This window comes from Nitrosomonas sp. (assembly GCF_019752095.1).
Lineage (GTDB): Bacteria > Pseudomonadota > Gammaproteobacteria > Burkholderiales > Nitrosomonadaceae > Nitrosomonas.
Map to the genome: position 1 here is coordinate 46,078 of NZ_JAIEMO010000010.1, position 26,987 is coordinate 73,064.

A 26,987-nucleotide genomic window follows, 5' to 3' on the forward strand; every position below is an offset into this window, starting at 1 on the left:
TCTCATGCGCATGCTACTGAATCTATTTTTTTTGCTGGCGGTTTCGTACCTTGCATTGGTTTTGTTGATCTATGTGGGTCAATCCCGTATGGTGTATTTTCCGGACAAGCAACTCAGCAATACGCCGGAAATGTTTGGTCTGGATTATTCATCGGTGAGCATCGCCACTGCTGATGGTGAAACACTGCATGGATGGTGGGTGCCTGTTCCCGATGCCAAAGGCACGGTATTGTTCTTTCACGGCAACGCCGGAAATATTTCCCATCGCATCAATTATCTGACCATGTTCAGCCGATTGGGTTATAACACCTTATTGTTTGACTACCGAGGCTATGGCCAGAGCAGCGGAACACCGTCGGAATCCGGCACTTATCTGGATGCCGAAGCTGCTTGGCAGCATTTGACCGTGACGCAAAAGATTGCATCTGAGCAAATTGTATTATTTGGCGAATCGCTCGGTGGCGCTGTAGCTTCCTGGCTGGCCGCCCGCGAAAAGCCCGGCCTGCTGGTGCTGGCTTCGACGTTTACTTCGGTTCCCGATCTGGCTGCACAAATATATCCGTTTCTGCCGGTACGCTGGATCAGCCGTTTTGATTACAACACGCTTGAATCATTACAATCAGTAACTTGCCCGGTTTTTATCGCGCACAGCCCGCAAGATGAAATCGTCCCGTTTCAGCATGGCCAGCGATTGTTTCAAGCGGCTTCCGAGCCGAAACATTTCTTAACTTTGGAAGGTGGTCACAATAACGGTTTCATATTTATGCAACCCACGTGGCAAAGAGCTCTGGGCGCGTTTATGGATCAACATCTGAACTCCCCATTAAAATTTTCAAGGTAGCTTACCGATGACCCGTGAATCACAAATTTTTGATGACGATCAAGCCATTTTCGATCTGGCACTGCGCGTTGGAGAAGCCCTTGAGCAGCGTGGATGGATGCTGGCAACAGCCGAATCCTGCACTGGCGGTTGGGTTGGTCAAGCAGTCACCGCCGTAGCAGGCAGTTCAGGCTGGTATGAACGGGGATTTATCACGTACAGCAACCGATCCAAATGCGAAATGCTGAGCGTACAGCAAAGTACGCTAGATCAATTTGGTGCCGTATCGCCACAAACAGCGCAAGAAATGGCTATCGGCGCACTACACAGAAGTCATGCGCAAATCAGCGTGTCGATTACCGGCATTGCCGGACCCGACGGCGGAACAGCCACAAAACCGGTGGGAATGGTGTGTTTTGCGTGGGTCAGCAAAGATGGCCCGGTGCAGCAACAAACTCATCGTTTCAAGGGCGACCGTGAAACCATCAGGCATTTGGCGGTGACTACTGCCTTGCAGGGCATATTACAATTATTGGAAAATACCATTGCTGTGGCGTGATGCTTACCGACAAAAGCATTAAGGGTACCCGAAGATACCCTTAAAACATTACCGCGAAAACAATCGGAAATACCTTCAATAAGATTTTAAATAATTACAAAATCGGCAGCTGTTAGCACAGGCGTTCCTGCCAATGTTGCAAAAGCCACTTGCGCACCGGCACCATTGCCGTCAGCATCGTAATAAAGATTTCCATTGGTAGTGTTATAAATCAGGAAATCATTACTATCCAAGGCTACTGCACCTGGACCCGATACCAGCGTATTCGCGGGAATAGCGCCTGTTGCCGTAAACTTGGTAAAAATGGCATTTTCCAAGCGGATGGTATCATCAACCACGTTAAAATCCGCAATCGTATCGACATTAGTAGTCGCATTCAGCGCGGTATTGAACACGATGAAATCAGAACCCGTGCCTGCGGAAATATTGTCGGAACCTGCCGCTCCATTCAGGATGTCATTCCCGGAACTACCGTTGATCGTGTTGTTTCCGCCATTGCCAGTAATCGTGTTGGCGAGTGTATTGCCAATTCCCGTGGTTGCGGTACCGGCCAAAAGCAGGTTCTCAACATTAACGCCCAGCGTATGATTTGGCAGATAACTGATCACCAGATCGGTACCGCCGCCGGCTGCCTCGGAATACGTATCGCCTGCATTCTCGATGATGAAAGTATCGTTCCCGCCTCCTCCCACCATACTGTCATTGCCATTACCGCCATTGAATATGTCATTGCCGGCACCGCCTGTAAAAGTATCTCTGAACTGCGTACCTTGCAAAATATCATTCCCGGAAGTACCCGCGATTGCAATCGGTGCTGCAGGCGCAGCGCTCTCGTTATCAATAATTGTCGCGCTGGCCGAGGCATTACCGATCGTTGCATTGACTGCGCCACTTAAGTTGAATGTAAAGTTCTCGAGCGCTTCCGCTGTGATATCGTCAACCAGGCCGACTCGGACAATTTTGGATACTTCACCGGGAGTAAAAACCAGGGTGCCGGTGGCATGCACATAATCTGTATTAAAACCAGCCGTACCTGTGGTGGTGCTGTAGTTTACTCGAGCACCGCCAACACTTGGTGCGGTCAAGGTAATCTGGAAATCAATAAATCCTTTATCTTCGGATGCAGCGATATTCGCAACATTGATGACAGGTGAGGCCACAGCAGCCCTATCATTGCCGGCGATAATGACATGTCCACGCCCGTCTCCCACCGTCATGCCGACAGGGTTGTTTAATGTCACATCAAATAGCTCCGCATCTTCAACCGCATTATCGTTCAACAGCCCGAATGTAACCGTTTTAGCTGTTTCTCCTGGAGCAAACGCAACCGTGCCAATATGCAGATTACGAAAATCTCCGCCATTATTTGCCGTCACATTCTGCCCTGCCACATTAACTTTTGTGCCATTAACACTTGGTTTGTCAAGAATGACGGTGACGGTTGCCGTTTGGTCGGTTTCGTCCACAACAGCGTCAGTAATTCTTGCCACCGGCACACCGGAGGTTGCATCGTTATCGATGATGGTCCCAAGAGCAGTAGGATCGGATATGGTTGCATTGGCGCTGGGCGAAGATAGATTAAGTTCAAAATTCTCGATCGCTTCAGCGATTGAACCATTCGACATCGTAACCCGCACCGTCTTAACCATCTCTCCCGCAGCAAAATTCAGCGTACCCGATGTAAACACAAAATCCTGGTTACCGCCATAAGTGGCCGTATTCAGGTCGGTACGGTAGTTGACGGTTACAGAATTGATATTCGGCGCATCCAGACGCACGATAAAGTCCGCATAGGCCTGCGATTCATCGACAAATATATCGTCGACAGAAATTCTCGAATTGCTCACCGCAGCTGCATCGTTCTCAAAAATAATTGCAGTGCCAATATTATCTAGCGTGGTGGCGTTAGTAAGCGCAGACAACACCAGATTGAACGATTCAGAAGCCTCAAATGCTGTGTTATTCACCAACGAAACCTTGACCGTTTTGGCGGTCTCACCCGGCGCAAACTTAAGCGAACCATTCGTGGCGACAAAGTCCGAACCCGCCAGGGCCGTGCCATTTTGTGTTGCATAATTCATCGAAACCACGCTGGTCGATGGTCGGTCAAGCACGATGACAAACGTGGCTTCCTTGGTCGCTTCGTCTACGGTAAAGTCATTGATAGAAACAACCGGCGTGCCCGATGGCGCATCGTTATCGATGATGGTTCCAAGCGCAGACGCGTCAGCAATGGTTGCATTGGCACTGGGCGAAGATAAATTAAGTTCAAAATTCTCGATCGCTTCAGCGATTGCATCGTTGGTGATAGAGACACTAACCGTCTTAGATACTTCACCGGGATTAAAGGTTAAGGTTCCCGAGGTAAATACAAAATCCTGGTTACCGCCGTAAGTGGCGGTATTCAGGTCTGTTCGGTAATTGACGGTTACTGGGTTAGCATCAGCAACATCCAGCCACACAGTAAAATTTGCAGTTGCATTGGTTTCATCGACAAAAACATCATCGACTCGAATAGTTGTCATTTTTATTATCCTTAGAAGATTTATCAGAGTACTACTCTCAAATCGCTTTTATTAATATTTGGCAACAGCTTGAACTCTGGCTAATTCAAGCCGGAACAGCTATAACTGTTCGCTCTATATGCAAGAGAGCAAGGCGAATCATAGCACTGAATTCATTCAAAATTACAACTTTTGTGACAGCTCTTTTTCAGATTTTTAGTCATGATTTTATGGATAAATTTGCTTATCTCAGCTTCCTAAAAAAGACTAATTTAGGCAGTCATTAGGCAACATTGAATTAAGCTTATTTCCACACGAGCCTGGATCATAATGACGTTATCAATGCATTGGAAAGATTAAAAAATTGATGAACTGAAACTCGTCGAATTAGGATTTTTGGAAAATCGAGGATTGCTCGGATGCTTTTGTTCCAGGTAATAAAAAGCCCGGAAACACAAAAGTTACCGGGCTTTTCATCTTATGAGTCGTTGTTACAGTTTTGCCAATACTTCCGCCACCGTTTGCCCCATCAGCGATGGTGTCGGACAGATGGTGACACCGAGTTCTTTCAGCATTGCGACTTTCTCGGCCGCACTTTCTCCGGCTGAGGAGATGATAGCGCCGGCGTGTCCCATGCGCCGTCCTTCCGGTGCGGTTAAGCCAGCAATGTAAGCCACCAATGGCTTGGTCATATTTTCCTTGGCGAACTTACCCGCTTCGACTTCCTGCGGCCCCCCGATCTCGCCGATCATCAGCGCAACTTTGGTTTCTGGATCTTGTTCCAGCCGTTCCAGAATATCGCGGTGCGAGCTGCCGGGAATCGGATCGCCGCCGATGCCGACCGAGGTTGAAATACCGATGCCGAGTAAGCGCATCTGGTCGGCGGCTTCATAACCCAAGGTACCGGAGCGGCCAACCACGCCGACATTGCCGCGAATATAAATATGGCCCGGCATGATGCCAAGCATAGCGCGGCCTGGACTGATGGTGCCGGCGCAATTCGGGCCGGTCATTAACATGCGGTCTGCTTTCGGGAAACGGCGCAGGAAATTCTTGACCGTCATCATGTCTTGCGTGGGGATACCGTCGGTAATCGAGACACAGTATTTGATACCAGCATCGGCGGCTTCCATGATCGAATCTGCGGCGAAAGCCGGCGGCACGAAGACGATACTGGCTTCCGCGCCGACTTGCTCGACTGCTTCCTTAACCGTGTTAAATACCGGCAATCCCAGATGCTTTTGTCCGCCTTTACCGGGCGTGACACCGCCGACTACATTGGAACCGTAGTCAATCATTTCCTGCGCGTGAAAGGTACCGATTCTTCCGGTAAACCCTTGCACAATAATTTTTGTTTTTTCGTTGATTAATATGGCCACTTTGTACTCCTAGGCTTTTTGTGCGACGACTTCGTTGCGGGCGCGAACCACTTTTTCTGCGGCTTCCGCTAACGTATCGGCTGTGATGATCGGCAAGCCGCTATTCTTGATGATGCTACGGCCTTCTTCGACATTGGTTCCCGATAGGCGAACCACCAACGGGATTTTCATATCGATGTTCTTGACCGCTTGCACCACGCCTTCCGCAATCCAGTCACAGCGGTTGATACCGGCGAAAATATTCACCAGCATTGCTTTAACGTTGGCATCGGCAAGCACCAAACGGAATGCTTTTTCAGTACGCTCGGCGGATGCACCGCCACCGACGTCGAGAAAATTGGCAGGCTCGCCGCCCGCCAGCTTGATCATATCCATCGTCGCCATAGCCAGGCCTGCACCATTAATCATGCAACCGATGTCGCCATCCAGTCCGACATAACTCAAACCAGCTTCGGCGGCTGCGACTTCGCGATTATCAACTTGCGTATTGTCACGCAGTTCAGCGATCTTATGACGGCGGAACAATGCATTTTCGTCAAATACCATTTTAGCGTCGAGTGCCACAATTTCGTTATTGGCGGTTATGGCCAGCGGGTTGATCTCCAGGGTATTGGCGTCGAGATCCCGCAACGCACGATAACAGCCTTTGATGGTTTTTACCGCATGATTCAGTTGCGCCGGATCGATACCTAAACCAAACGCCATTTTTCGCACTTGAAAATCCTGCAACCCGACGGCGGGCTCAATATAAATCTTGATGATCGCATCCGGATTGGTCTCTGCCAGTTTCTCGATCTCCATTCCGCCTTCGGCAGCACCGATCATGATAATGCGCTCACTAGCGCGATCGACCATGAAGGATAGATACATCTCCTTGCTAATACTGGTTCCGGCTTCAACATAGATCCTGGAGCAAATTTTTCCAGTAGGTCCGGTTTGGTGTGTCACCAATTTTTTGCCGATTAATTCCTCGGCGGCTTGTTCGACTTCCGCATGCGTTCTGCACACCTTAATGCCGCCCGCCTTGCCGCGCGCACCCGAATGAATTTGCGCCTTGACGACCCATACATCGCCCTCTATTTCTCTGGCACGTTGCACTGCTTCGACAACGCTGTAGGCGAGACCACCTTCAGCGATCTTGACGCCGTACTGCGCCAGGATTTCTTTTGCTTGATATTCGTGTATGTTCAATTCAATTTCCCCACAATCGCAATAACTGCGTTAACTCAATAAGCTCAATTCATTGCATCACAAAAACAAAAGCCGCAGATTGCGGCTTTTAATCATCAACCATTTTTGGCGGCAATCGCATCGGCGACTTTCACCACATTATTGGCCATTCTTTCCGAAGCTGCATCTATTAAACGGCCATCCAATGCTGCAGCGCCCTTACCTTGGGCGGCAGCTTCCTTGAGCGCAGCCAAAATGCGTTTGGCTTTTTCAATCTCTCTTTCAGGCGGCGTGAATACATCGTTTGCAAACTCAATCTGCGTCGGATGAATGGCCCATTTACCTTCGCAACCCAGTGCAGCTGCGCGTTTCGCCGCAAGCACGTAACCATCCGGATCTTTAATGTCGCCAAATGGGCCATCGATAGGGCGCAAGCCATAGGCACGGCAAGCCACAATCATCCGACTGATGGCGAAATGCCACTGGTCGCCGGGGTAATCCGGGTTCAAACCGCCGATGTTGGTGGTTCTGGCACGATTGCTGGCGGCGTAATCAGCCACGCCGAAATGCAAGGCTTCCAATCGCCCTACTGTACCGTGACGCGCTATATCCTCCACATTGGCCATGCCCAGTGCGGTTTCAATCAATGCTTCCAGACCGATGCGGTTGGTCAGGCCTTGTTGCTTTTCAAGCTGTGTCACCATGGCTTCCACCATGTAGACATCCGCATAAACACCTGCTTTCGGGATCAACAGCGTATCAATCTTGCTTCCGGCCTGCTCAACCAAATCAACTACATCACGCACCATGTATTGCGTATCAAGACCGTTGATACGCACTGAAACTGTGATGCCATGACCTTTCCAATCCAAATCGTTAAGCGCCTGAATAACATTCTTACGCGCTTGGACTTTGTCATCGGGAGCGACTGCATCCTCCAAATCGAGAAAAACAAAGTCTACACCGCTATTCAATGCCTTCTCAAACATCCCTGGGTTGGAGCCCGGTACGGCCAATTCACAGCGTTGTACTCGCTGTACGGTGGTTTCATAAAGCGTGTGACTCATTTTTCCTCCAGAATTAATAAATTTTTAAGTAATCAATAGGGCTAACAACGAACATGCCGGATGAATTATGGTTTATTGCGCACCATTTCACCTGATCTGCCCTCAAAAGTAGGCATGGAATTAAAGCATTCTGTGATTCGTGGATTAGCAACGCAGGTAATCTTGATGAGGTGAACGGTTAGAATAAATGGTTTTGGTTTCTTATTTTAAAGGCTAATTATTCAGCGAATTATATCTTCTCTATGAGAATTTATCTACTGACAGCCTTTCCCCATGTGAAATGCATCTGTGCAAAAGGATTCTGAATCGGGCATTATGCGAGCTCAATTGATCGATAGGGATGCAGCAAAAGCTACCGGTCATTAAGAGTCACAATGCTAAAATAACCCAGTGATAATCTATCCATAAAACCATAACTACCCTGATTCTTTCTCATGCTTGTTTTAGGAATTGAAACTTCTTGCGACGAAACCGGAATCGCACTTTTTGACACAGAGCGCGGTCTGCTGAATCACGCATTGTATTCTCAAATAGAAATGCATAGCGAATATGGCGGCGTGGTGCCTGAGCTGGCATCGCGCGATCATATCCGACGCGTGTTGCCCTTGATTAAACAAACATTAGCCGCTGCGAAATGTGACTTGCACCAAATCAATGCCATAGCGTATACACAGGGCCCCGGTTTGGCCGGTGCGCTTCTAGTCGGTGCTAGTATTGGCGCAGCAATGAGTTTTGCGTTGAAAATTCCTGCGCTGGGTATTCATCATCTGGAAGGACACTTACTGTCTCCGTTATTATCCACGCCGGCACCAAGCTTTCCATTCATTGCTTTGCTGGTATCTGGAGGGCATACGCAATTGATGCAAGTGGATGCAGTTGGTCACTATAGGCTGCTGGGCGAGACTGTAGACGATGCTGCCGGTGAAGCATTTGATAAAACGGCTAAATTACTGGGATTGGGTTATCCGGGTGGCGCGGCTTTATCTAAACTCGCGCGGCGAGGCCGCCCGGGACAATTTAAACTGCCGCGGCCAATGCTGAATAGTGGGGACCTCAATTTTAGTTTCAGCGGGCTAAAGACTGCAGTACTTACTTTAGTCAACAAACAGGAAAGTATCGACCAAATCCGTGCGGATATTGCTTTGGCATTTCAAGATGCGGTGGTGGAAGTATTGACGGAAAAATCGCTGACGGCCTTATCACGATCAGGACTGACGCAACTGGTGGTAGCCGGGGGTGTCGGCGCCAACGAGCAGTTACGCGAAAATCTCGACCACAAAGCGGCCTTGAAAGGCGCGGTGGTTTTTTATCCGGAACTTGAATTTTGTACCGACAATGGCGCCATGATTGCATTTGCCGGTGCGATGCGACTCCAGGCCATGCCGGAAAAGAATTGGCAACCAGCAAGCAGCTTCACCGTCAAGGCACGCTGGGACCTGGAAATGCTTGAACTACCGGAAGCTGATTAAGTGCCGGGAGATTTTTTTTCACCAATACGTCCTTCCTTGCCAGCAAGTAAATTGACGATATTCGACTGATGCCGCCAAATCAATATCAGCGACATCAACAACACAGCGAATGTGCTGCCTTCAAAGCCAAGTATGGCACCGGCATATACTGGCGCCAACGCGGCGGCAACCAAAGCCGACAACGATGATATGCGCCAAATCCATGCGACCAACATCCAAGTTCCGATAGCCATCAGACCCATCCAAAAATTCAAACCCAACAACACCCCCACCGCAGTTGCCACGCCTTTGCCACCCTGAAAACGCAAAAATACCGGGAACACGTGCCCAAGAAACACCGCCAAGGCAACCACAGCCACTGCTTCGTTCCCCAATTCCCAAGTCGTAGCGTACGTTTGCGCCAGAATTACTGCAATCCAGCCTTTTCCGGCATCGCCTAGCAAGGTTAAAACTGCCGCTGCTTTCTTGCCGCTACGCAAGACATTGGTTGCGCCCGGATTTTTTGAGCCGTACGTGCGCGGATCGGGTAATTTAAAAATCCAACTGGATACCACGGCAAAGGAAACCGATCCCAGCAAATAAGCCAGCAAAGCAAACACCAATAACGTCATGTGATCAGCACCACCCAGACAAAATAGAATAGAATCGCGTATTGCTCATACCAATGAGGCTTCCGGCACTCCCAGATTAACCCACACATTTTAGCGCTTAATCAACGATGGATATTATTTTTCTGCATGACTTCAAGGCCAAGACCCTAATTGGCATTTATCCCTGGGAACGGATAGTTCCACAAACTATCCAGATAGACCTGGAAATCGCGCTGCCCACTAGCCGTGCATGTCAATCCGATAACATCCAGGATGCATTGGATTATGCGCTGATCATCGAAAGAATTAACGAAATCCTGACAAAGCACCATTTCTCACTACTAGAAGCATTGGCTGAGTATATCGCGCAAACTATTCTGACGGAATTTCAATCACCGTGGGTTAAAATTAGCGTTGCCAAACTTGGAATCATTCGCGGAGTCAAGAAGCTGGGGGTGTGCATTGAACGGACACCGGATGCTGTATCCGATATTCGGTCGCGCATAGGTCTAGTTAAGAACTAATTGAGGGTTTCGCTGATGGATCCAGTATCATTTCTTGTGATATTGTGGGTTGGTAACTTGTATTGGTTTCATGACTCGGTACCAGACTAACAGCCAGCCCTGGTAGAACTCGACACTAATATCCGGCAAGTTTTAATTGCTTGGCTAACAGGTTGAAGGATAAGCGATGAAATATGAATTGCTGGGCGAATACCACGCCTTTATGAAACAAGCTAAGGATGCAGCAGAAAAACGCTTTGCTGTGCTTTACAACCTTTCGACACAAATACGCAACTTAGCCGAAGATCCGACAAAAACAATTGATATGGAAGCGGAAGCAATAAAAACCGCGATAGCGGAAGTCAAAGCAGCAGAATTTGAAATGACTGCCGCAATCGGCTGCGTCAATGAAACCGCCAAGCTGTGCGGAGAAAAAGAAATCACGGCGAATAGTTTTAAACGTTAACAGTTCTCTGAAAAACGTTTTCGAAACAGTTGATGCACGCTAAAAGAGAAAATGCCTCTGGATGCGGGGTATCTATGACGAATCCATCAAGTTACTACCCCACGCTTCCAATTCATTCAATATCCGCTTAGCCTTCTCATCCGCTTTATACGTTTCCCGAAATAACGCAATTTGCGCCGAGAATTCGTCAAAAGTGATGTTCCCACCGCCATTTGCTTGCGTCAGGCGCTGCAAGCGCAACAATTTCCACCGCTCCACTTCTACTGACTCTAATGTTTCCGGCCAATTACGGGCGCGATAGCGAAACAACAATTCAGGCAATCGCTTATCATGAAAATCAAATTGCATTTTTGCCAGCTGTTTCGGTGAAGCTGCTCGTATTTGTCCCAGTGATGCTGCATCCGCATTGCTCAGAAAACCGTCGTACAGGGCCACATCGACGTCACCGGATGACTCAAATGTGCGGCTGGTATAAGCAGTCGCCACACGCTGAAAAAACTCGGGAACGGCGCATAATGTTTGCCAATGTTGGTAACAAGCATCCAGATCAAGTGCGATACGTTCAGCGGCTTCATCATCTAAAGTATTACGTGGCGCAAGTGCTGGGCATTTGTTGATCTTTATTGATTTGACCGGCAGCCGTTGCATGCCTTCGGGCAAGTCCTCGTTACGGGTAAACAGCAATTGGCTCAGTTCGTCTGCATTCAGCGACAGGAACATTTCCGGGTCATGGCGCAAGTCATACACCAACACGCTGTTATTATTTCCCGGTTCCATAATCAAGGGCATGACCAGCGAAGTACAACCGGTTTTAGCCGGATACATGCGCGTTGTGTGCAATACCGGGTTGCGTGTCGTTAGATCAAGCTGTGTCGTGGCCTTGCGCTTGTCGCGTAGCTGCAACAACCAGTCAAAGAGGCGCGGCTGTTGCGTGCGTATCAGGCGCGCCAGGGCAATCGTGGCACGCACGTCGGACAAGGCATCATGCGCGGATTCATGCAGAATACCGTTGACCGCAACCAGATCCTGCAGTTTAAAACTGGGTTTCCCGTCTTCATGTTGCGGCCAGGTGATACCCGCAGGGCGCAACGCATACGTCATACGCACCAGATCAATGATATCCCAGCGCGAATTGCCTTGTTGCCACTCGCGCGCATAGGGATCGTAAAAATTGCGATACAGGGTAAAGCGTGTCACTTCATCGTCAAATCGCAGCGAGTTGTAGCCAACGCCACAGGTACCCGGTTGCGCCAATTCGGCGTGGATACGCGCAATGAATTCGGGTTCCGGCATCCCTTGAGCATCGGCCAATTGTGGCGTAATGCCAGTGAGCAGGCAGGCTTCCGGATGCGGTAGAAAATCCCGCGCCGGCCTGCAATAGATCATCAGCGGTTCGCCAATTTCATGTAAAGCTTCATCGGTACGCACCCCGGCGAATTGCGCCGGACGATCACGCCGCGGATCGGCACCAAATGTTTCGTAGTCATGCCAATAAAATGTCATCTTCTTGGTCATTTACAGATTTGAATGCGCTGGTTCAAAACTCGTTTTACAATAAAAGCATTGCGCCATTATAGAGATATCTTGCGCAAAACTTTCTCAATCAGACAAAAAGGACACAGTATGGCACGCAAACTCATCAGCTCAGGTTCAACCTTCGAAAAGGAAATCGGCTATTCTCGCGCGGTGGTCGAAGGTGATTGGGTGTTGGTATCCGGCACGACCGGTTTTGACTACAGCAAAATGACCATCTCGAATGATTTGCTGGAGCAAGCGGAACAATGTTTTCAGAACATCGAGTCGGCATTGCAACAAGCCGGTGCAAGCATGAAAGATGTAGTACGCGTCACGTATGTGTTTCCAAAAGCCGAAGACTTCGAGAAATGCTGGCCGGTGATGCGCAAATATCTTGGTAATGTCAGGCCATCGGCGATGATGCTGGCGGCCGGCTTGTCCGATCCGCGCATGAAAATTGAAATTCAGGTGACAGCTTACCGCAATACCGGAGCTGAGTGATGCGGGAATACGATTTGCGATATCTCAAAATTTCCCGTTGAGCTATTTCGATCCGAAAGGTGAAGCGCCTTGAGCCGGTGCTGGAGAAGATTGCGACCCGAAAGGCGAAGCAGATGAACCGGATGAACCCGAAGAGCCTTGGGAGGATTGCGGTGAAAAAGGCGAACCTTTCGCTGGCGCTGCTCCAGGGGCACTGGGTTGATTCTGTGGCGATGCCGATCCTTTTGCAGCGGCGCCTTCTCCAGGTTTATAGATAAATTTCCAATCCTGATAAGTTTTAGCTTCCGAGAACTTGGCATAAACCTCAGGAAATTGGTCTTTTTTTATGGGTCTCTTCTCCGAAAGACTATATACCCCGATGATTCTTTTCCCAATATTAGAGCTCATTCCAGAGCTGGTGCTTGCTGTCGGATTACTGCTGGAAGCTTGCCCAGCAGTGCCCGCTGCTTGATTAGCATTAGGGGCTAAGCCGGGGCTCGCTGCTGCGCTCGGATTGGCAGCGGTATTGGGATTATTCGGGGTTGCGCTCGGACTTGAAGTTGCGCCCGACCCTGAAGCTGCACCTGGATTCGTAGCTGAACTTGGATTTGTCGCCGATCTTTGGTTCGACGCTGCGTTGTTTTGCGTTGCCGCAGCACCGGCGGCGGTATTAGCCGGAGTTTCCTCAATCAGGCCCCATTCCTCTGAGTTGGTGATCGGGTCCAGATAGATTTTACGTAAATGACGTTGAACGTTTATTGCACGGCCATCTTGCAGCAAATCTTCCAACTTTTCCGGGTATTGCTTTGTGCCGCTACTATGATACGACATGATGGCTTTACGGAATTGTTCGCCAACAAACAACAGTTCAGCTTCCTTATCGCGCTGTGATTTGGCTTGCCATACTTGCGCTGCCCCGGCCATGATAACGCCAGCCAAAGCGATAGAAAACAAAGCCCAGAGATAGACAAAACCATTTTCCAGCTGAGACATTTTAGCTCGCTAAAGAATGCGACTCAGAAAGAATCGCTTACCATTCTTCATAATAGGTACCGTCCGCCGATTGCCCGGTGTGACCACTATGAACATCATAGACACCTGATTCCATTTCATTCTTGGGCGGCATCACAATCCAGGTTTGATTGTTTTCAGTAAATGGATCTATCGGAACCTTGCGTAAATAGTGCTTGTCCACCAGCTCCTCCAAATCAATCGGATATTTTCCTGTGTCGGAATAAAACTGATCTATTGCATTTCGCATAATCAAGAGATCTTGTCGCAATACCGCTTCTTTGGCTTTATCGAGCGAACTGAAATAACGTGGGGCGACAAGGCTCAATAATGTGGCGACAATGGCCATGACCACCAGCAACTCAATCAAGGTAAATCCCTGGTGTCTCAGATTTGCTGACATGCGATCACCATTCCCGGTAAGGGATGCCATTCATGCCGATGGCTTCCGAGCGTGAAAAAACATCAAAAACATCATCGCCTTCTTTGGGGCTATCCCAGGGGCTTTCATAACTACGTCTCCCCCAGGTTTCTTCTGCCGGAGTTAACTGTATACCGACAATATCCAGCTCTGTGAACATGGGGTCTCTAGGCAGGCGGCGCAAAAAATAAATAATTTTCTTTTTGGGATCTTTGATATCCGGCACGCCCATGTAGAGCTCTTCAAGCCTGGGAGGATAACCCGATTCATCGGCTTTTTTGGCGATGCGTCCCTCGTCGGTGGCCAGCTTGTAGGCATCGATTGCGGTACGTATCTGGCGCAATGCAACACGCAACTCTTGCTCCTTTTCTCGCTTTACCATGAGTTCACGTAACGGCATGGCCGCTGTCGCCAGAATCCCCATGATCGCGACCACGATCATCAACTCAATCAGTGTAAAGCCTTTATGTTTACGAAAGAAGGTCAATGAACTCCGCATGAAAATTATTTAATATTGACAGTCGCGGTTGCAGGCAACATCACATCGACCGATTCTCCAGTCTCCAGATCTTCAGCAGTGGCATTCTGAATATTGATTTCCGTGATGCTAGGATTGGCCGCAATCACTTTAAATCGTATTTGCGTAGCCAAACCGGTCGTTTGATCTCTACCCAACCTGATAGTGCGCGTACCGGATTTATCCCCGCCATCGAGCGCTTCCAAGACGCTGGATTCGTAATTTAATTGGAGTTCCGTATTAACCATCGGTTTTGCACCGACCAGCCGAACATTGACCGAAAATTCCTTATCCAAACCCACCGTGGTTGGCGCTTGCATCGTCAATGTAGGCGTCATCGCCGCAGCAGCGGCAAAAGGATTAGGAATATCCGATTCTTCCCGTGCCGCAGCAAAGGCATCCAAGCCTCTTGCAGTAGATGAACCAGAGCCAGAACCGGCTGGCGCAATTGCCAGGGATTGCGCTGCGGTTTTTTGAATCACAACCGGCAATTTACCCGCTTCGCTGGCAGTGCCGAAGTGGTGTTCATTTTCTAAATTGATTGGTTTGGGAAGATTGCGGATAATTCGAGGAGTTATGAGCAACACCACTTCATTTTTTGTTCTTTGAATATCTTGATTCGACGTCAATCGATCCAATCCTGGAATGTTAAATAATCCTGCGAGACCTTTCATATCTCTTCTATCTCGATTATCAAGAAGCCCCGCTATAATTTGCGTTTCCCCATCTTTTACAGTGAGAAGAGTTTCAGCATTCCTCGTCCCTACACGTGGAGCAGTTGCTCCACCTGGACCTGTTATAGTACTTAACAGAGAACTCACTTCCAACGTAACTTTTAGTGTTATGTCATTGTTTATTCCAATACGGGGTTCAACATCGAGCTTAACACCCAAATCGATAAAAGTTGGAGTTGAAGTAACAATGGCAGCAACACCAGCAGCCACATTGGCCGTGAAAAAGGGTTCCTTGGTACCCACATGAATTTTCGCTTTTTCTCGATTATTGACTCGAATCCTGGGATTTGCCAATATATCTCCCGCTGAAAAATTTTGCAGGAAATCAATTTTAGCTTGACTAGTCATACCAAAACTACTAAGACCGGAAAAACCAAATTGACTGATTAAAGCTGCTGCGGTACCTGCAACGGCATTTCCTGCATAGTTAAATTGGAGTGATTGAGGAAAATTAGGCCCCAGTAAAAAGGAATTAGTACGCGTAATATCCAGAATTGTAACTTCGAGCATGACTTCGGGCTCTGCGTAATCATTTAGGCTTACCAATCGCTCAGTTAAACGGATCGCTTCCAGCGTATCGCGCATGATAAATAGATTGAGTTGCTCGTTGACATAAATATCTTTGGCCTTGACGATACCTCTAACCATCGCAACCATTTGTTTGACATCGGTATGTGCAATTTGAAAACTGCGTACGACCAGCTCTTGATAATCTTTCAGCTTGGCCGGTGTGTTGGGATAAATCAATAGCGAATTACTATTGAGCACTTTGTAGGCTAATTGATTCGTCGTAAGAATCAACTTCAGTATATCTTCGATAGTATTTTGCCGAACGAAAATAGATATTTTGGCATCCTGTCTTAAATCTTTATCAAAAACAAAATTGATACCTGCCGTACGGGACATCAACTCAAACACAGTTCTTAAATCAGTGTCTTTAAATTCCATAGTTATCGCTTTCTTGAAAGCGGATTCCAATGCCAAATCAGTTACTTCCGGTCGAGATAGGCGTGAATTTATTTCTGAAATCAATTGACGAGCATGTAACTGCTCGGAGTTCTCTTGCAAAATGGCACGAACCATTGTTTCTGCTCCCAACACATCATTGCGTGCCAACAATGCTCTTGCAACATCGACCGCAGCAATATGGCGGCGCTCCAATGCTATCAACTCGAGGCCTGCTTTAGCGCGTTCATTGAATGGATATAGATTTAAGATGCGTTGAAATGCTTTTTCTGCACGCTCCAAATCTCCAGACAAGCGTAAGCTCTCAGCATCAAATTGAAGCTTAGCTATAACTTCTTCGCCCAGACGTACTGCTACTGCATGAATCTCCTGGTTCTCCGGCTCCTCACGTCGCGCTTGTTCTAGTTTTGCAAGCCCGCTTTCAAACTGGCCTTGCGCAATCAGCTTTTGTCCATCATCGAATGCTATATTCCGGGTGCCGAACGTTCGGTTATTAACCGCGCACCCGGCAATAGATATGAATAAAATGATAAGGACAATTATTCTCCAGCTTCTCATCGGAAAGTTCCTGCTATTTGATTATTGATCGTAAGCGTCTGTTTGATATTGAGCGGCAAATAAGTCATCGTAATAGCATCGTCATTGACCGAATCCAGTCGGTATGTATCGTTAATTTCTCCACCAAGCTTGGTAATCAAATTCTCTCCGGATTGCGACAGGAAAACCCATGTTTCATCGTCCGCAATCGCTTTGCCAGCGTATTTAAATTGCAAAGGCGGCGCAGTCGGTGCTGGAGGTGCCGAGGCTCTTGCAGCCTGTGCCATTCTGATGGCTTGTTGTTCTTCTTCATGATCGTCGATAACAACCCGTTTCGGCACCCAGGTCGTAGACGCAAACAGCTCACCGGCGACCGGGCTAAATTTCCGCTGCCCGAGCTTACTCACATCCAGTTGCGCAGCGTTTGATTCATTTTTTTTGGCTCTGTCCTGAGCCGTTCTTCCTGATTGCAGGGCTTCTGGAACATGAAATTCAGGCTCGTCATCAACTTCGACCAAAGCCGCAGCGATCACTGTCGCTACCAGTACCCCTCCAATAATCATTTTGCGTTTTTTTTCCGCTGCATCCATTTTATTATTTATTCATATAAAGATTAATTTCCAGTCGCACTTCAAGCTTATCACTGGCCGTACTCTCACGCTTTATAGCGATCGCCGATATCGCCATAGCCGGGACAGTTTCCAGAGCCTCGGCAATAAATGCACGGATCTGGGAATATTTACCTTTCACCGGCAAAACCATTTCATAGCGCGCCAGACGTGCATCGTTGTCATTTATCAGCCGATATTCGCTACTAGTCAGCTCCACACCTTGCTTCTTAGCCACTCGCACCAATTCACGAATCCAGAATGGCGAAGAATCAACCCGCGGAAAGAAATCATAAAACACTTGTAATGCCTGATCACCGCTCATTTTTTTACCAGCTTCGGAATCCGCGCCTTCACCGGAAGAATTTTTCGATGCAGCCTGCAGCGTAACAGCTCGATCTTTAAGTTTTTGCAACTCTGTTTCTTGCGGCATCACGACCAGCAAATAATAAATACCTGTTGCCAGCATCAAACCAATGCCGACCTTGCCCAGATTACCCAAGCGCCCCAGCTGCCAGCGCAGCAGCGGTATGAGTCGATTCCACGAAATTTGTGGCAATTCTCTTTTTAAATAGTTTGAATCCATTCGGCATTTAACAGAAAAATAATCGGACGCTGCGGATTCTCTAATTTAATTTTGTAATTTAACAAGTGCACATTTTCAAATACCAATTCCCGTTCCAGCGCTTCCACAAAATCCAGTAATTCGGCCATACTCCTAGCCTCTCCACTCAAGCGCAAGCTGCGATTGGAGAAATTAGGTTGTAATGATAACAAGGCAACATCTTCGGTCGCTGCCTGCTCGATCGAGTCAAACAACATTTCCCAGGGTAAGTTCAGCTGATCCAGAATTGCATTGGCTTGTGTGATTTCTTTCTGGATCTCCTGGCCAAATTCACGAATACGGGAAGTAGCCCGGGTGCGTGGAGCAGCCTTTTGTTGCTGCTGTCTCTCCATGCGCTCGACCCGGTTACTCCAGGCATTGATCTCTTCAACCTGATAACGGAATTGAAAAAATACCACCACAACTATCAATAAACCCAGCAGTAACAGCGAAAGATCAAGCTGTGGCGCAGATTGCTCTCGATAAGGAAATCGTAATCTCAGGCGGGACATTGATTGAGCTCAGACTGATGGGTTGGAACGGATGGATAATGCGCCAAAGCTGGCATTTTCCCAGCAGGAAGCGAAATGATACACCAGCCACTTTCCTGCGGTAGGGTCAGTTCAGGGTGCTCAGGTGCAAATAGATAAACAAACTCCATCGCTTCTTTTGCTCCAGACCAGATAACTTCCTGATCCAATGCCGCCAACAGATCGTCGGCCGCATTGTGCAAAATCCGTTGATTTCTGATGCTTTGCCACTTACCGTGATGCGTTATCGCGATGCAAATACGTCCCGCCTCAATCACTGCCAAGTAGATTTTTTCTCCCTTCAATTGCACTTGCCATCGATCGTAAACCGATGCCAGATAGGGTTCTATGACTTTAATCTTACAACCATGACTTGATGCCATGTGCTCCAGCTGCATCAGCAGATTACGTGGAATCGCCGCACAAACCGCACCATCGATCGGATTCCAATTACTGATGCTGAGCACCCAGGAATCAACCCGCTCCGCATATACTTCACGCATACGGAATTCGGCGTAAGATTTTACTTCTTCCGGGGTGGCGATTTCGTTTTGCGGTGGCAACGCTGCATAGCGCAAGAAATGATTGGATAGAATCACAGACACTTCCGTTCCGGCAGCTTCTGCCAAAACCTTTTCCAGTTGCTGCACCGCAGCATACCAGACAGGAGCATCCGCAACAGGCTCGAAAAACACCGTTACTTTGGCAGTCTGCACTGGTTTAAGTCCGTGTTTCAAACGCACCCAGTCCAGCCGCTCTGGCGCCAGAAACACCTGAATCTGATCACGCCACAATCGTGACACGATTCGCCTCCTCTAAACTGGTTAGTCCTTGCTTAACCATGTCCAATGCCGCCTCGCGCAAGAAACGGGTGCCATTGTCCCGGGCTGCTTCCTTGATACGCCGGATCGGCTCGTGAGCGACGATCAATTCACGAATTTCATCATTCAACAACAAAATCTCAGCAATCGCATTTCTACCGCGATAACCGCTGCCCCGGCATTGCCCGCAACCTTTGCCACTCCGGAAATGGTAATGACTTGCCTGATCCAGAGGAATACCGGATTCCTCAATTACATTGTCATCCGGACGCTCATCAACGGCACAATGCGTGCAAAGCAAGCGCACTAATCTTTGCGCAACAATTCCGTTCAAAGCAGACACAAAGCTATAGGGATCCACACCCATATGTGAAAACCGGCCGATCACATCAAACACGTTATTCGCATGCACCGTAGTAAACACCAAATGCCCGGTCAATGCAGCCTGTATGGCGATTTGCGCAGTTTCAGCATCACGGATCTCACCTACCATAATCTTGTCAGGATCATGCCGCAGAATTGAACGCAAACCTCGCGCAAATGTGAGTCCTTTTTTCTCATTTACCGGTATCTGTAACACGCCCGGAAGCTGATATTCAATCGGATCTTCAATCGTAATGATTTTGTCATGACCTTTGTTCACTTCCGATATCGCAGCATACAAAGATGTCGTCTTGCCACTACCGGTTGGGCCGGTAACCAGTAGCATTCCATAGGGCTCAGAGCTTAAGCGGCGAATACTCGCGATTGCTGCCTGATTAAAACCCAGCTGGTTCAGGGTTAAACCTTCGAGTTGATCGGATAGCGCCTGACGATCGAGAATACGCAACACTGCATCTTCGCCGAAAATGCTCGGCATGATGGAAACCCGAAAATCTATCTCCCGCCCCTGGATGGAAATTTTAAACCGGCCATCTTGTGGCACCCGGCGCTCTGCAATATCCAATTCGGACATCACTTTAATGCGGGAAATGACTTGTTCAGCTAAATCTGCGCCTTGTATCGTACCAATAGCCGTCAACACACCGTCAATGCGGTATTTTATCGACAATAAACCCGGAGACATCTCCAAGTGAATATCACTGGCTTGTGATTTATGCGCGTCATACAATGTGGAATGTACCAGCCGCACTACTTTACTGGTACCTTCGTTAATACTCTTCAACGATAAATCTTCAATACCGCTTTGCATCTTATCCAGCTCAGCCGATGACAGCACTTGATCCATAGCGCGCATGGTTTTTTCTTGCTGGGTGAAGAAAGCGCTCAAATCGGCCGGATGCACCAAATACCATTCCACTGCCCGATCAAACCGTTCTTCCGCCCATGCACGCAGTCTGCCGGAGAATGGGTTACTAATCGCGAATAAATACTTCTGGTCGTTGTAAAACAACACGCACTCATGCGTCATTGCTTCACCAAACGGCAAAATATCAAAAGCGGGCTGCAATGTATGGATCTCTTTCATCTCCAGCACGGGCATGCGCATTAATTGACCCAGCTGTTGCATCAGCTCATCGGGCGTAAAAGTGCTATCTTCTTCCAAAATCTGAATAACAGAAACACCTTGCACAGCTGCTTTGCGACGAATTTCAGCCAATTGATTGAGATCAATGGGTTGTTTGCTGTCAATTTGCACGGAGGCTTCCATTAATTGATGCTTCCTGCCAATTCAAATATAGGCATATACATGAGAATGATAATGCCACCGATCACAATGCCGATAAATGCCATCAATAGAGGCTCAATCAGCTTGGTTGTCCATTCCACCCAACGAGCAATCTCCTCATCATGAAAATTACCGATTCGTTCCATCATATCTCCCATCAATCCGGTTCTTTCACCAACACGGAGCATGCGATTACCCACCGCAGTCGTCAGTCCCTCTTGTTCCATTGCGCTGGAAATTGTTTTACCTTCACGGATATGTTTGGCAGCGGCAGCAACTTTGGGTCGAAAATGGGGCTGCAACAATCCGCTGACCATCTCCAATGCTTGCGTGACAGGAATTCCGCCACGCAGCAACATACCAAGTGTTTTATAGAAACGAGCTAATTGATAAACCCGCATATGTTCGCCAATAGCGGGAATGCGCCACAATAGCTGCATGGCATTCGCCCAGAAAGTGGGTCGACTGACGACATATCCCATCACAACCAACAGCGCCATTGCGGCAATGGCCAATTCCCAACCACGCTCATGCACAAACTGACCCCATTTAATCAGCAACAATGACAACCAAGGCAAGTCGCTCCCCATGTCGTCATAAATGGCGCTGAATTTGGGAACTACAAATACCATTAGAAAAACCGAGACAAGCAAGCCAACTACTAATAACAATACGGGATAAATGGACGCACCCACCAGTTTTTTACGGACAAAATCCATTTGTGACTGATACGTAATAAATCGTGTTAGCGCTTCAGCAAGATCGCCAGTTCGCTCACTGGCACGAACCGTTGCAATGTATAACGGCGGAAATGCTTGCGGGTAATCTTCCAATGTTTGTGAAAAAGTTATTCCTTCGTAGAGTCGATCGAGAATGTTCTGGATAATTTTGCGATTGCTGGCATCCTGTTCTTTTTCCAGCAAAGTTTCGATACTCTCCACTAGACTTAGTCCTGCAGTTTGTAAGGAAAGCAATTCCTGACTAAAATGCACTAAAGGAAAATGGGTTCGCGATTTAAACGTAAAACCGGAAAATCTCCTGCGTACACTCAACACCATACCGCCTTGTTCCATCACTTGCTGGCGTGCTTCTGCCTCACTGTTAGCTTCCAGCTCTAAATGTACAGTTCCCTGCCCGGAAATAACCGCTTTCACTTCAAAACGCATAAGCTAATTTACCAGTTGGTGATATCGGCCGCCTCACCATCGCCACCGGGTTGCCCGTCTCTACCATACGAGAGCAAATCAAACTCAGAACGCTCGCCAGGATACTTATAAACATATGCGCGTCCCCAAGGATCGGCTGGTGGCATTTTGGAAAGATAGGGGCCATGCCATCTGGGCTCATTACTGGGACGACTCACCAATGCTGCCAGGCCCAACTCGGTTGCCGGATAGCTACCTACATCCAGACGATATTGGTGCAACGCTTTTTCTAATGCATCTATTTGCGCTTGCGCCATTTTGATTTCTGATTTACCGACTTGCGAAAAGTACTTTGGTCCAACGTAAGCAGCCAACAAACCGATAATAACCATTACAACCAGTAGTTCGAGCAGTGTGAATCCACGCATATTGTTTGCTTTCTGTCGCCTAACCGAATACATCATGTCTATCCTTTATTTACTTTATTAACCAATAAGATTCTTAACGTTATATAGTATGTTGCTTATATGACAGGGTCAAGACAGTATTCAGTATTGCATTGAAATGCTGCCATGTCAGGAATCCCAAATACCAAACCATCCTAGCGTCGTAAAATTGCCCACCATCGGCCGATGTTAAGTAGTGTCATCAGCGAAGCCGAAACATATGTCCAGGCTGCTGCACGTAAAATCCTGCGTGCATGGGGCTCATCCTCTTGTATCAGATACTTGCCATGCTGCAACATAGGCATTGCCCGTGCAAAGCTGGCATGCAGCTCCATTGGAAGCGTCACTAAGTGTATAACCGTAGCCGTGCCCAGTGTTAACAAACCACCTGCAAAAAACAGCGCGCCTGTGACCGGTGCCCGTGTAATTATTGTGATGAAAGGAGCAATCATCAGAATTGCTGCACCTAGTTTTTCAACCGGAGCAGCAATCTGAACCAATCGTGTCCGCAATTTTAACGGCAAATAACCATCCCGGTCTTGTATCGCGTGACCAACTTCATGCGCGGCCACAGTAATCGCTGTCAACGATTTGCCGTTAAATTTTTCAGGTGTTAAGCGAACGGCCTTCTCAATCGGATCATAATGATCCCCTTGCTCAGTCACTTCAACCTTGACCGCTTGCAAATTTGCCCAATCAAGCAATATGCGCGCTAACTCAGCGCCAGTGCCTGGGTAACGGTCATCGGGGTAACTATACTTCGTCAGAGTATGTTTAACCCAGTAAGAAGGCCCCAGAATAAGTATGGCAATTGCGACAATGAATACTAAATAAAGCATAAGACTCAGATATTCGCACAAAAAATTGGTTCCGCTTGCAAAAAGCGTGCGGCATTAAAGCCACAAGATTACACGCAACTCATAAATCCAAATAATCAATCAGACACATCAAAAGGCATTATTTATTCTAACACCCATTAATTTTTCTGCTGAATTCGCATAAAACTGAAGAAAGCACTTTAAAACTACCACAGATATCTGAGAAAACATTGAATCTCGCCCCAACTGAGTACATTAAATTATACTTAATCTTTATTAATGAGCCATTTTTTATGGCTAAGATTTAAGAAAAGTCTATACAGAAATTGATTTGTTGCGTTCTTCAGCAAGTCCGTTTTTTATCTTGTGCAAGAAGATGCGGTTTTAATATTCACCGTGTTAACCTATATGGATATACAAATGCCGGAAATGGATGGATTGGAAACAACGCTGCGGGTTCGTCACAATTTGCTGTTAACCAATATCCCCATCATAGCACTGACCGGGCTAACATTATGGAGAGCAATCAGCAAGCATTCATCGTTGCGCCTTTCTGTCTAAAACTTTTGATCCTGATCAACTGTTCCAATTACTTCACCACTTCTTGAATAATTTTGGCATCCTCATAAAACAAACCAAACAAAGTAGATTTCACGGAGACAAGCAGTATCCGCAAGTATAGCCAACACATTCTTCCAAACATCGTAGACCACGATTGCATAATTTAAGTATTACTCTTCACCCAGCAATTCATCTACTAATTTAGTTTCTATCTGCTGATATTGCGGATTACTGTGACGCAGAGCAGAAGGTTCTTGCCAGCCTGGATTCTGACGTAAGGCGCTGATCAATTTGCTCCAATCATTAGGTAACTTCTCGTCATCAGCCTTATCCACCTGCAAGGTATCTTGCGCCGCATGCCCACGATGCATCAGTTTTTTCAATAGGTGTTTCTGACGCAAATACAATACCTGCAAAGTAGTTTCATCAGCGCACTGCCATTTGGTGCCTTTGACGGTCGCCTTGATTTCATCACCATAGCGCTTGAACGTCGACCAACCAGCACCAGCGATGGCACCCAATGCGCTAGCCGCTCCCAGACTCATACCTCCGACCATCAGATCAATCCCAACGCCTGCTGCAGCGCCCTTAGCCGCCGCACTTCCGACATCCAACCCATACGCTTTAAGTATACCGGGCGCAAAGATATCCAACTGCCACTGACCATTGCTGACAGGAATTTTCTGAATTTCGACATCTTTTTCTGAGAAATTGAAGATCACCAACAAATCATGCAAACAATGTTGCTCGGTTTTACGAACAAAATCGTGTACCCGATTTTCGGTCAATGAATTTGCGATTAAATTGTTGTTCGTCGCCTTGCTTTCGCGGTAACAAGCGACATTTGCAATCAACTCAGCAATCCGCTTGGCACCCGACAAGCAAAGCTGATTCCATAATTTGGCACGATAATCGATCAGCTTCTGCAATCGATCGTAGTGAGATTCCAGCAAGGTCTGCATTTTCTGATACAAACGTTTCTCGGCGTCAAAGGCAAATGCAACCGTATCAAACTCGAGCGTTGCGTGCATATGAAAAGCAGTCAAATGCTCTCGCCATTTCGCCAGCTCCCGATCATGTCCGGCAATAAAGTTAAATACCGGAATAATCGGTTTACCGGATTGCGTGAGAATCTCCAGTTCCAAACGATATTTTTCTAGAAAAGGCTCTCGTACATCAATGATGTATAAAAGAATATCGCTGCGTAGTACTTGGCGAATGACCTTTGCTTCTTGTTCCAATGGATCACTGACAAAAATATTAACTACAAACTGCTCCAATATTTGTGCCGGTGACGATAATTTTGATTGGGTTTGTAGCTTTTTGATGTGCGCGAATAAAGCTCTGGAATCTTCCAAACCGGGCGTGTCATACAAATGCAGAATCGGTTCGTTGTCGGCGCTTATTGTCGCTTGCTCAACATGCCGCGTTGTACCCGCGGCATCTTCAATAACACCGAATTCTGTGCTACGTAGCATGGTGCGAATCAATGATGTTTTACCGGTATTAGTATGTCCGACAACAGCAATATTCAGCAATAATTGTGCATCCAAACCATTGGGCTTTTTGACTAACATGATTTATCGAGTAATCACATGTTCAGCCGGAATGCCGCAAGCTTCCGCCAAGCGAAACCAAGCAAACTCACGCGCACGCGCAACGGGTGCTGATGACTTACTCAACAAAATCAACCAAGGCTTGGTATTGCTACTGTCAACTAATTCTTTAATCATGCGCTGCACACCGCGATCCGGCAGGCGATGTGCAGCCACACCCAACAATACAGGAGCTTTCATGTTATTTATCAGTGAAATCGCTGCGTCGTGAGATTCCTGATCGATAATATTCAGTCGGCAAGTCACCCGCTCAGGCCAGGTCGTTGTGCTATCCAATTCAATGCCAAACGCTTGTGCATTAGCTGGAATAGAGATATTTTCAGGCGGGCGAGCTATGTCAACAGGTTTTATACCTGCCTGCGGATCGGCATCAATAACTTCCGCTTTAACATCTCGTCCCATCAAACGCTGACGCAATTCAATATAATAAGGTAGATATAGATCCAGCTTAAACCGATACTCACTCCATTTTTGCATGGCCCAGGAAAGACCGAGCAATAACAGTCGTGGAAATATGCCATAAACTATCAAGGTGCCAATCAAAAAAGTAGCCCAAGCCATCCGTGTTTCCGCATCCTGCTTATCTGCCCCTATCCTGCTTGCAACCGTTTGCGGGTTATCCGGTATTTTTAAACCGGCGGCCTCCAGAGGTGAGCCTAAGATTTGGGTAAGTTTAGGCAAAGTGCTTTCTGGCAATAATGTCGTACCCCAGATAAAATTGTATTGCTTGGCCAGCATGAGCAATATCAACAACACTAATCCGGCGGTTAAGTAAGTCAACCAGAGTTGGTGCGTCAGTACACTGATACGCCATTTTCCTACCTTCCCCGTTAAACAACTCTCCCACCAAGCCTGCGATGCCGACGATGCGATCGTGGGATCATTTTTATGCCGATAAGGCAACCAGCTGGCTAACTGCGCCACGACACCACTACTTAAACTTTGTAAATTCAAAGTAATGCCGCATATCCATAGCAATAGGGAAATCAGATTAAATCCCAGCAGCACAGCAAGCAACCAATAAATATTCAGCGTAGAAGACTCACTCACCGCCTGGCTCGCTGCCAAGCCGCCCAAGATCACTGCTATGATCAAACCTATTCGGCGCGCACGAATAAACTGTTGACTTGGCTGCCGCAACTCATCTGCCAGCGCATTCTCGTATATCAAATGATGAGCACGAATCTTCAGCTGATGAATGAATGCATGATAACTGAAATCGCTGCTTGTAGAATTCAGTATGTTTTTGATGCTGGTATAGGATAGTTCTTCTGCCTTGATCGATTCGATCTTGCGTAATTGTTCAATCCGCACCAAATCAGAAAAGGTATATTTTTTTACTGACATTGCGCGATCCATTTTGAGCAAATAACAATCAAAGAGTTACGATTTGTGGTGAATGAGCGACTCATAAGTGTCCAAGAGAAACCAACCTGAATTTTCAGCATGCTGCAAAACAAG

General features: G+C 47.5%; 27 protein-coding genes. 7 read left to right on the forward strand and 20 right to left on the reverse strand.

The genetic code is table 11. The annotated features are described in order from the left end of the window. The first annotated feature begins 4 nt into the window (after positions 1-4). Positions 5-841 (forward strand): alpha/beta hydrolase, encoded by an 837-nt coding sequence (locus K2Q13_RS04635; protein ID WP_292919497.1) that lies wholly within the window; start codon positions 5-7, stop codon positions 839-841. 7 nt (positions 842-848) lie between these two features. Then, a complete protein-coding gene (locus K2Q13_RS04640; protein WP_292919498.1) occupies positions 849-1,379 on the forward strand; it encodes a CinA family protein in 531 nt (176 codons plus the stop codon). Between the two features lie 86 nt (positions 1,380-1,465). On the opposite strand, the gene K2Q13_RS04645 is transcribed toward K2Q13_RS04640, so the two are convergent. The 4 genes from K2Q13_RS04645 to K2Q13_RS04660 form a co-directional block, all read right to left on the reverse strand. After that, positions 1,466-3,904, reverse strand: a complete 2,439-nt coding sequence (locus K2Q13_RS04645) for a Calx-beta domain-containing protein (protein WP_292919499.1) — start codon at positions 3,902-3,904, stop codon at positions 1,466-1,468. Positions 3,905-4,374: 470 nt separating this feature from the next. After that, positions 4,375-5,262 carry a succinate--CoA ligase subunit alpha gene (gene sucD / locus K2Q13_RS04650; protein WP_292919500.1) on the reverse strand — a complete coding sequence of 296 codons (888 nt, stop codon included), beginning with the start codon at positions 5,260-5,262 and terminating at the stop codon, positions 4,375-4,377. Positions 5,263-5,271: 9 nt separating this feature from the next. After that, on the reverse strand, positions 5,272-6,453 hold the full coding sequence (locus K2Q13_RS04655) for a malate--CoA ligase subunit beta (protein WP_292919501.1): 1,182 nt from the start codon (positions 6,451-6,453) through the stop codon (positions 5,272-5,274). Between the two features lie 95 nt (positions 6,454-6,548). Next, positions 6,549-7,499, reverse strand: coding sequence for a CoA ester lyase (locus tag K2Q13_RS04660; protein ID WP_292919502.1), 951 nt, complete (start codon positions 7,497-7,499; stop codon positions 6,549-6,551). A gap of 434 nt (positions 7,500-7,933) precedes the next feature. Here K2Q13_RS04660 and tsaD point away from each other — a divergent pair, with 434 nt between their 5' ends. Then, entirely contained in the window at positions 7,934-8,968 is a 1,035-nt protein-coding gene (gene tsaD, locus K2Q13_RS04665; RefSeq protein WP_292919503.1) for a tRNA (adenosine(37)-N6)-threonylcarbamoyltransferase complex transferase subunit TsaD, read from the forward strand. On the opposite strand, the gene plsY is transcribed toward tsaD, so the two are convergent. Continuing rightward, on the reverse strand, positions 8,965-9,579 hold the full coding sequence (gene plsY, locus K2Q13_RS04670) for a glycerol-3-phosphate 1-O-acyltransferase PlsY (protein WP_292919504.1): 615 nt from the start codon (positions 9,577-9,579) through the stop codon (positions 8,965-8,967). The genes tsaD and plsY overlap by 4 nt on opposite strands. Positions 9,580-9,686: 107 nt before the next feature. On the opposite strand from plsY, the gene K2Q13_RS04675 reads away from it, so the two are divergent. Both K2Q13_RS04675 and K2Q13_RS04680 read left to right on the forward strand, forming a co-directional pair. Further along, positions 9,687-10,082, forward strand: a complete 396-nt coding sequence (locus K2Q13_RS04675) for a dihydroneopterin aldolase (RefSeq protein ID WP_292919505.1) — start codon at positions 9,687-9,689, stop codon at positions 10,080-10,082. A gap of 166 nt (positions 10,083-10,248) precedes the next feature. Further along, positions 10,249-10,527: a hypothetical protein gene (locus K2Q13_RS04680; protein ID WP_292919506.1), complete on the forward strand. Its 279-nt coding sequence runs from the start codon at positions 10,249-10,251 to the stop codon at positions 10,525-10,527. A 72-nt stretch (positions 10,528-10,599) separates the two neighbouring features. Here the strand turns inward: K2Q13_RS04680 and sbcB are convergent, their stop codons facing one another. Next, entirely contained in the window at positions 10,600-12,042 is a 1,443-nt protein-coding gene (sbcB, locus tag K2Q13_RS04685; protein ID WP_292919507.1) for an exodeoxyribonuclease I, read from the reverse strand. Positions 12,043-12,054: 12 nt separating this feature from the next. Between sbcB and K2Q13_RS04690 the strand changes: the two genes are divergently transcribed. Further along, positions 12,055-12,543, forward strand: coding sequence for a RidA family protein (locus K2Q13_RS04690; RefSeq protein ID WP_292919508.1), 489 nt, complete (start codon positions 12,055-12,057; stop codon positions 12,541-12,543). 42 nt (positions 12,544-12,585) lie between these two features. Here K2Q13_RS04690 and K2Q13_RS04695 read toward each other — a convergent pair whose 3' ends face one another. The 12 genes from K2Q13_RS04695 to K2Q13_RS04750 all read right to left on the reverse strand — a co-directional run bounded on the left by K2Q13_RS04695 (position 12,586) and on the right by K2Q13_RS04750 (position 23,370). Further along, positions 12,586-13,515, reverse strand: coding sequence for a hypothetical protein (locus K2Q13_RS04695; protein ID WP_292919509.1), 930 nt, complete (start codon positions 13,513-13,515; stop codon positions 12,586-12,588). 37 nt (positions 13,516-13,552) lie between these two features. Next, a complete protein-coding gene (locus K2Q13_RS04700; protein ID WP_292919510.1) occupies positions 13,553-13,936 on the reverse strand; it encodes a prepilin-type N-terminal cleavage/methylation domain-containing protein in 384 nt (127 codons plus the stop codon). A gap of 4 nt (positions 13,937-13,940) precedes the next feature. Further along, the gene (locus K2Q13_RS04705) at positions 13,941-14,453 is read right to left on the reverse strand and encodes a prepilin-type N-terminal cleavage/methylation domain-containing protein (RefSeq protein ID WP_292919511.1); all 513 of its coding nucleotides are present in this window, start codon (positions 14,451-14,453) and stop codon (positions 13,941-13,943) included. A 5-nt stretch (positions 14,454-14,458) separates the two neighbouring features. Next, positions 14,459-16,729, reverse strand: coding sequence for a secretin and TonB N-terminal domain-containing protein (locus tag K2Q13_RS04710; protein WP_292919512.1), 2,271 nt, complete (start codon positions 16,727-16,729; stop codon positions 14,459-14,461). Then, a complete protein-coding gene (locus K2Q13_RS04715) occupies positions 16,726-17,298 on the reverse strand; it encodes a hypothetical protein (protein WP_292919513.1) in 573 nt (190 codons plus the stop codon). The genes K2Q13_RS04710 and K2Q13_RS04715 overlap by 4 nt, the downstream gene beginning before the upstream one ends. A 4-nt stretch (positions 17,299-17,302) precedes the next feature. After that, positions 17,303-17,875 (reverse strand): hypothetical protein, encoded by a 573-nt coding sequence (locus K2Q13_RS04720; RefSeq protein ID WP_292919514.1) that lies wholly within the window; start codon positions 17,873-17,875, stop codon positions 17,303-17,305. Positions 17,876-17,883: 8 nt separating this feature from the next. Continuing rightward, positions 17,884-18,432 (reverse strand): PilN domain-containing protein, encoded by a 549-nt coding sequence (locus K2Q13_RS04725; protein ID WP_292919515.1) that lies wholly within the window; start codon positions 18,430-18,432, stop codon positions 17,884-17,886. Beyond that, positions 18,420-19,253 carry a hypothetical protein gene (locus K2Q13_RS04730; protein ID WP_292919516.1) on the reverse strand — a complete coding sequence of 278 codons (834 nt, stop codon included), beginning with the start codon at positions 19,251-19,253 and terminating at the stop codon, positions 18,420-18,422. The genes K2Q13_RS04725 and K2Q13_RS04730 overlap by 13 nt, the downstream gene beginning before the upstream one ends. After that, positions 19,234-20,922 carry a GspE/PulE family protein gene (locus K2Q13_RS04735; protein ID WP_292919517.1) on the reverse strand — a complete coding sequence of 563 codons (1,689 nt, stop codon included), beginning with the start codon at positions 20,920-20,922 and terminating at the stop codon, positions 19,234-19,236. The genes K2Q13_RS04730 and K2Q13_RS04735 overlap by 20 nt, the downstream gene beginning before the upstream one ends. Continuing rightward, a complete protein-coding gene (locus K2Q13_RS04740) occupies positions 20,922-22,106 on the reverse strand; it encodes a type II secretion system F family protein (RefSeq protein WP_292919518.1) in 1,185 nt (394 codons plus the stop codon). The genes K2Q13_RS04735 and K2Q13_RS04740 overlap by 1 nt, the downstream gene beginning before the upstream one ends. An 8-nt stretch (positions 22,107-22,114) precedes the next feature. Next, positions 22,115-22,549, reverse strand: a complete 435-nt coding sequence (gspG, locus tag K2Q13_RS04745) for a type II secretion system major pseudopilin GspG (protein ID WP_292919519.1) — start codon at positions 22,547-22,549, stop codon at positions 22,115-22,117. 137 nt (positions 22,550-22,686) lie between these two features. Further along, positions 22,687-23,370, reverse strand: coding sequence for a zinc metallopeptidase (locus tag K2Q13_RS04750; protein WP_292919520.1), 684 nt, complete (start codon positions 23,368-23,370; stop codon positions 22,687-22,689). Positions 23,371-23,769: 399 nt separating this feature from the next. On the opposite strand from K2Q13_RS04750, the gene K2Q13_RS04755 reads away from it, so the two are divergent. Beyond that, positions 23,770-23,910, forward strand: coding sequence for a hypothetical protein (locus K2Q13_RS04755; RefSeq protein WP_292919521.1), 141 nt, complete (start codon positions 23,770-23,772; stop codon positions 23,908-23,910). 170 nt (positions 23,911-24,080) lie between these two features. Here the strand turns inward: K2Q13_RS04755 and K2Q13_RS04760 are convergent, their stop codons facing one another. Together K2Q13_RS04760 and K2Q13_RS04765 are read right to left on the reverse strand one after the other, a co-directional pair. Further along, on the reverse strand, positions 24,081-25,487 hold the full coding sequence (locus K2Q13_RS04760; protein ID WP_292919522.1) for a GTPase/DUF3482 domain-containing protein: 1,407 nt from the start codon (positions 25,485-25,487) through the stop codon (positions 24,081-24,083). A gap of 3 nt (positions 25,488-25,490) precedes the next feature. Further along, positions 25,491-26,873 carry a DUF2868 domain-containing protein gene (locus K2Q13_RS04765; protein ID WP_292919523.1) on the reverse strand — a complete coding sequence of 461 codons (1,383 nt, stop codon included), beginning with the start codon at positions 26,871-26,873 and terminating at the stop codon, positions 25,491-25,493. Between the last annotated feature and the right edge of the window lie 114 nt (positions 26,874-26,987).

Excerpts from the sequence above, each read along its gene's own strand:
- K2Q13_RS04635 (WP_292919497.1), top strand. The coding sequence starts at position 5 with ATGCGCATGCTACTGAATCTATTTTTTTTGCTGGCGGTTTCGTACCTT.
- K2Q13_RS04640 (WP_292919498.1), top strand. The coding sequence starts at position 849 with ATGACCCGTGAATCACAAATTTTTGATGACGATCAAGCCATTTTCGAT.
- K2Q13_RS04645 (WP_292919499.1), bottom strand. The coding sequence starts at position 3,904 with ATGACAACTATTCGAGTCGATGATGTTTTTGTCGATGAAACCAATGCA.
- K2Q13_RS04660 (WP_292919502.1), bottom strand. The coding sequence starts at position 7,499 with ATGAGTCACACGCTTTATGAAACCACCGTACAGCGAGTACAACGCTGT.
- tsaD (WP_292919503.1), top strand. The coding sequence starts at position 7,934 with ATGCTTGTTTTAGGAATTGAAACTTCTTGCGACGAAACCGGAATCGCA.
- plsY (WP_292919504.1), bottom strand. The coding sequence starts at position 9,579 with ATGACGTTATTGGTGTTTGCTTTGCTGGCTTATTTGCTGGGATCGGTT.
- K2Q13_RS04675 (WP_292919505.1), top strand. The coding sequence starts at position 9,687 with ATGGATATTATTTTTCTGCATGACTTCAAGGCCAAGACCCTAATTGGC.
- K2Q13_RS04680 (WP_292919506.1), top strand. The coding sequence starts at position 10,249 with ATGAAATATGAATTGCTGGGCGAATACCACGCCTTTATGAAACAAGCT.
- sbcB (WP_292919507.1), bottom strand. The coding sequence starts at position 12,042 with ATGACCAAGAAGATGACATTTTATTGGCATGACTACGAAACATTTGGT.
- K2Q13_RS04690 (WP_292919508.1), top strand. The coding sequence starts at position 12,055 with ATGCGCTGGTTCAAAACTCGTTTTACAATAAAAGCATTGCGCCATTAT.
- K2Q13_RS04695 (WP_292919509.1), bottom strand. The coding sequence starts at position 13,515 with ATGTCTCAGCTGGAAAATGGTTTTGTCTATCTCTGGGCTTTGTTTTCT.
- K2Q13_RS04700 (WP_292919510.1), bottom strand. The coding sequence starts at position 13,936 with ATGTCAGCAAATCTGAGACACCAGGGATTTACCTTGATTGAGTTGCTG.
- K2Q13_RS04705 (WP_292919511.1), bottom strand. The coding sequence starts at position 14,453 with ATGCGGAGTTCATTGACCTTCTTTCGTAAACATAAAGGCTTTACACTG.
- K2Q13_RS04710 (WP_292919512.1), bottom strand. The coding sequence starts at position 16,729 with ATGAGAAGCTGGAGAATAATTGTCCTTATCATTTTATTCATATCTATT.
- K2Q13_RS04715 (WP_292919513.1), bottom strand. The coding sequence starts at position 17,298 with ATGGATGCAGCGGAAAAAAAACGCAAAATGATTATTGGAGGGGTACTG.
- K2Q13_RS04725 (WP_292919515.1), bottom strand. The coding sequence starts at position 18,432 with ATGTCCCGCCTGAGATTACGATTTCCTTATCGAGAGCAATCTGCGCCA.
- K2Q13_RS04735 (WP_292919517.1), bottom strand. The coding sequence starts at position 20,922 with ATGGAAGCCTCCGTGCAAATTGACAGCAAACAACCCATTGATCTCAAT.
- K2Q13_RS04740 (WP_292919518.1), bottom strand. The coding sequence starts at position 22,106 with ATGCGTTTTGAAGTGAAAGCGGTTATTTCCGGGCAGGGAACTGTACAT.
- gspG (WP_292919519.1), bottom strand. The coding sequence starts at position 22,549 with ATGATGTATTCGGTTAGGCGACAGAAAGCAAACAATATGCGTGGATTC.
- K2Q13_RS04750 (WP_292919520.1), bottom strand. The coding sequence starts at position 23,370 with ATGCTTTATTTAGTATTCATTGTCGCAATTGCCATACTTATTCTGGGG.
- K2Q13_RS04755 (WP_292919521.1), top strand. The coding sequence starts at position 23,770 with ATGCCGGAAATGGATGGATTGGAAACAACGCTGCGGGTTCGTCACAAT.
- K2Q13_RS04760 (WP_292919522.1), bottom strand. The coding sequence starts at position 25,487 with ATGTTAGTCAAAAAGCCCAATGGTTTGGATGCACAATTATTGCTGAAT.
- K2Q13_RS04765 (WP_292919523.1), bottom strand. The coding sequence starts at position 26,873 with ATGTCAGTAAAAAAATATACCTTTTCTGATTTGGTGCGGATTGAACAA.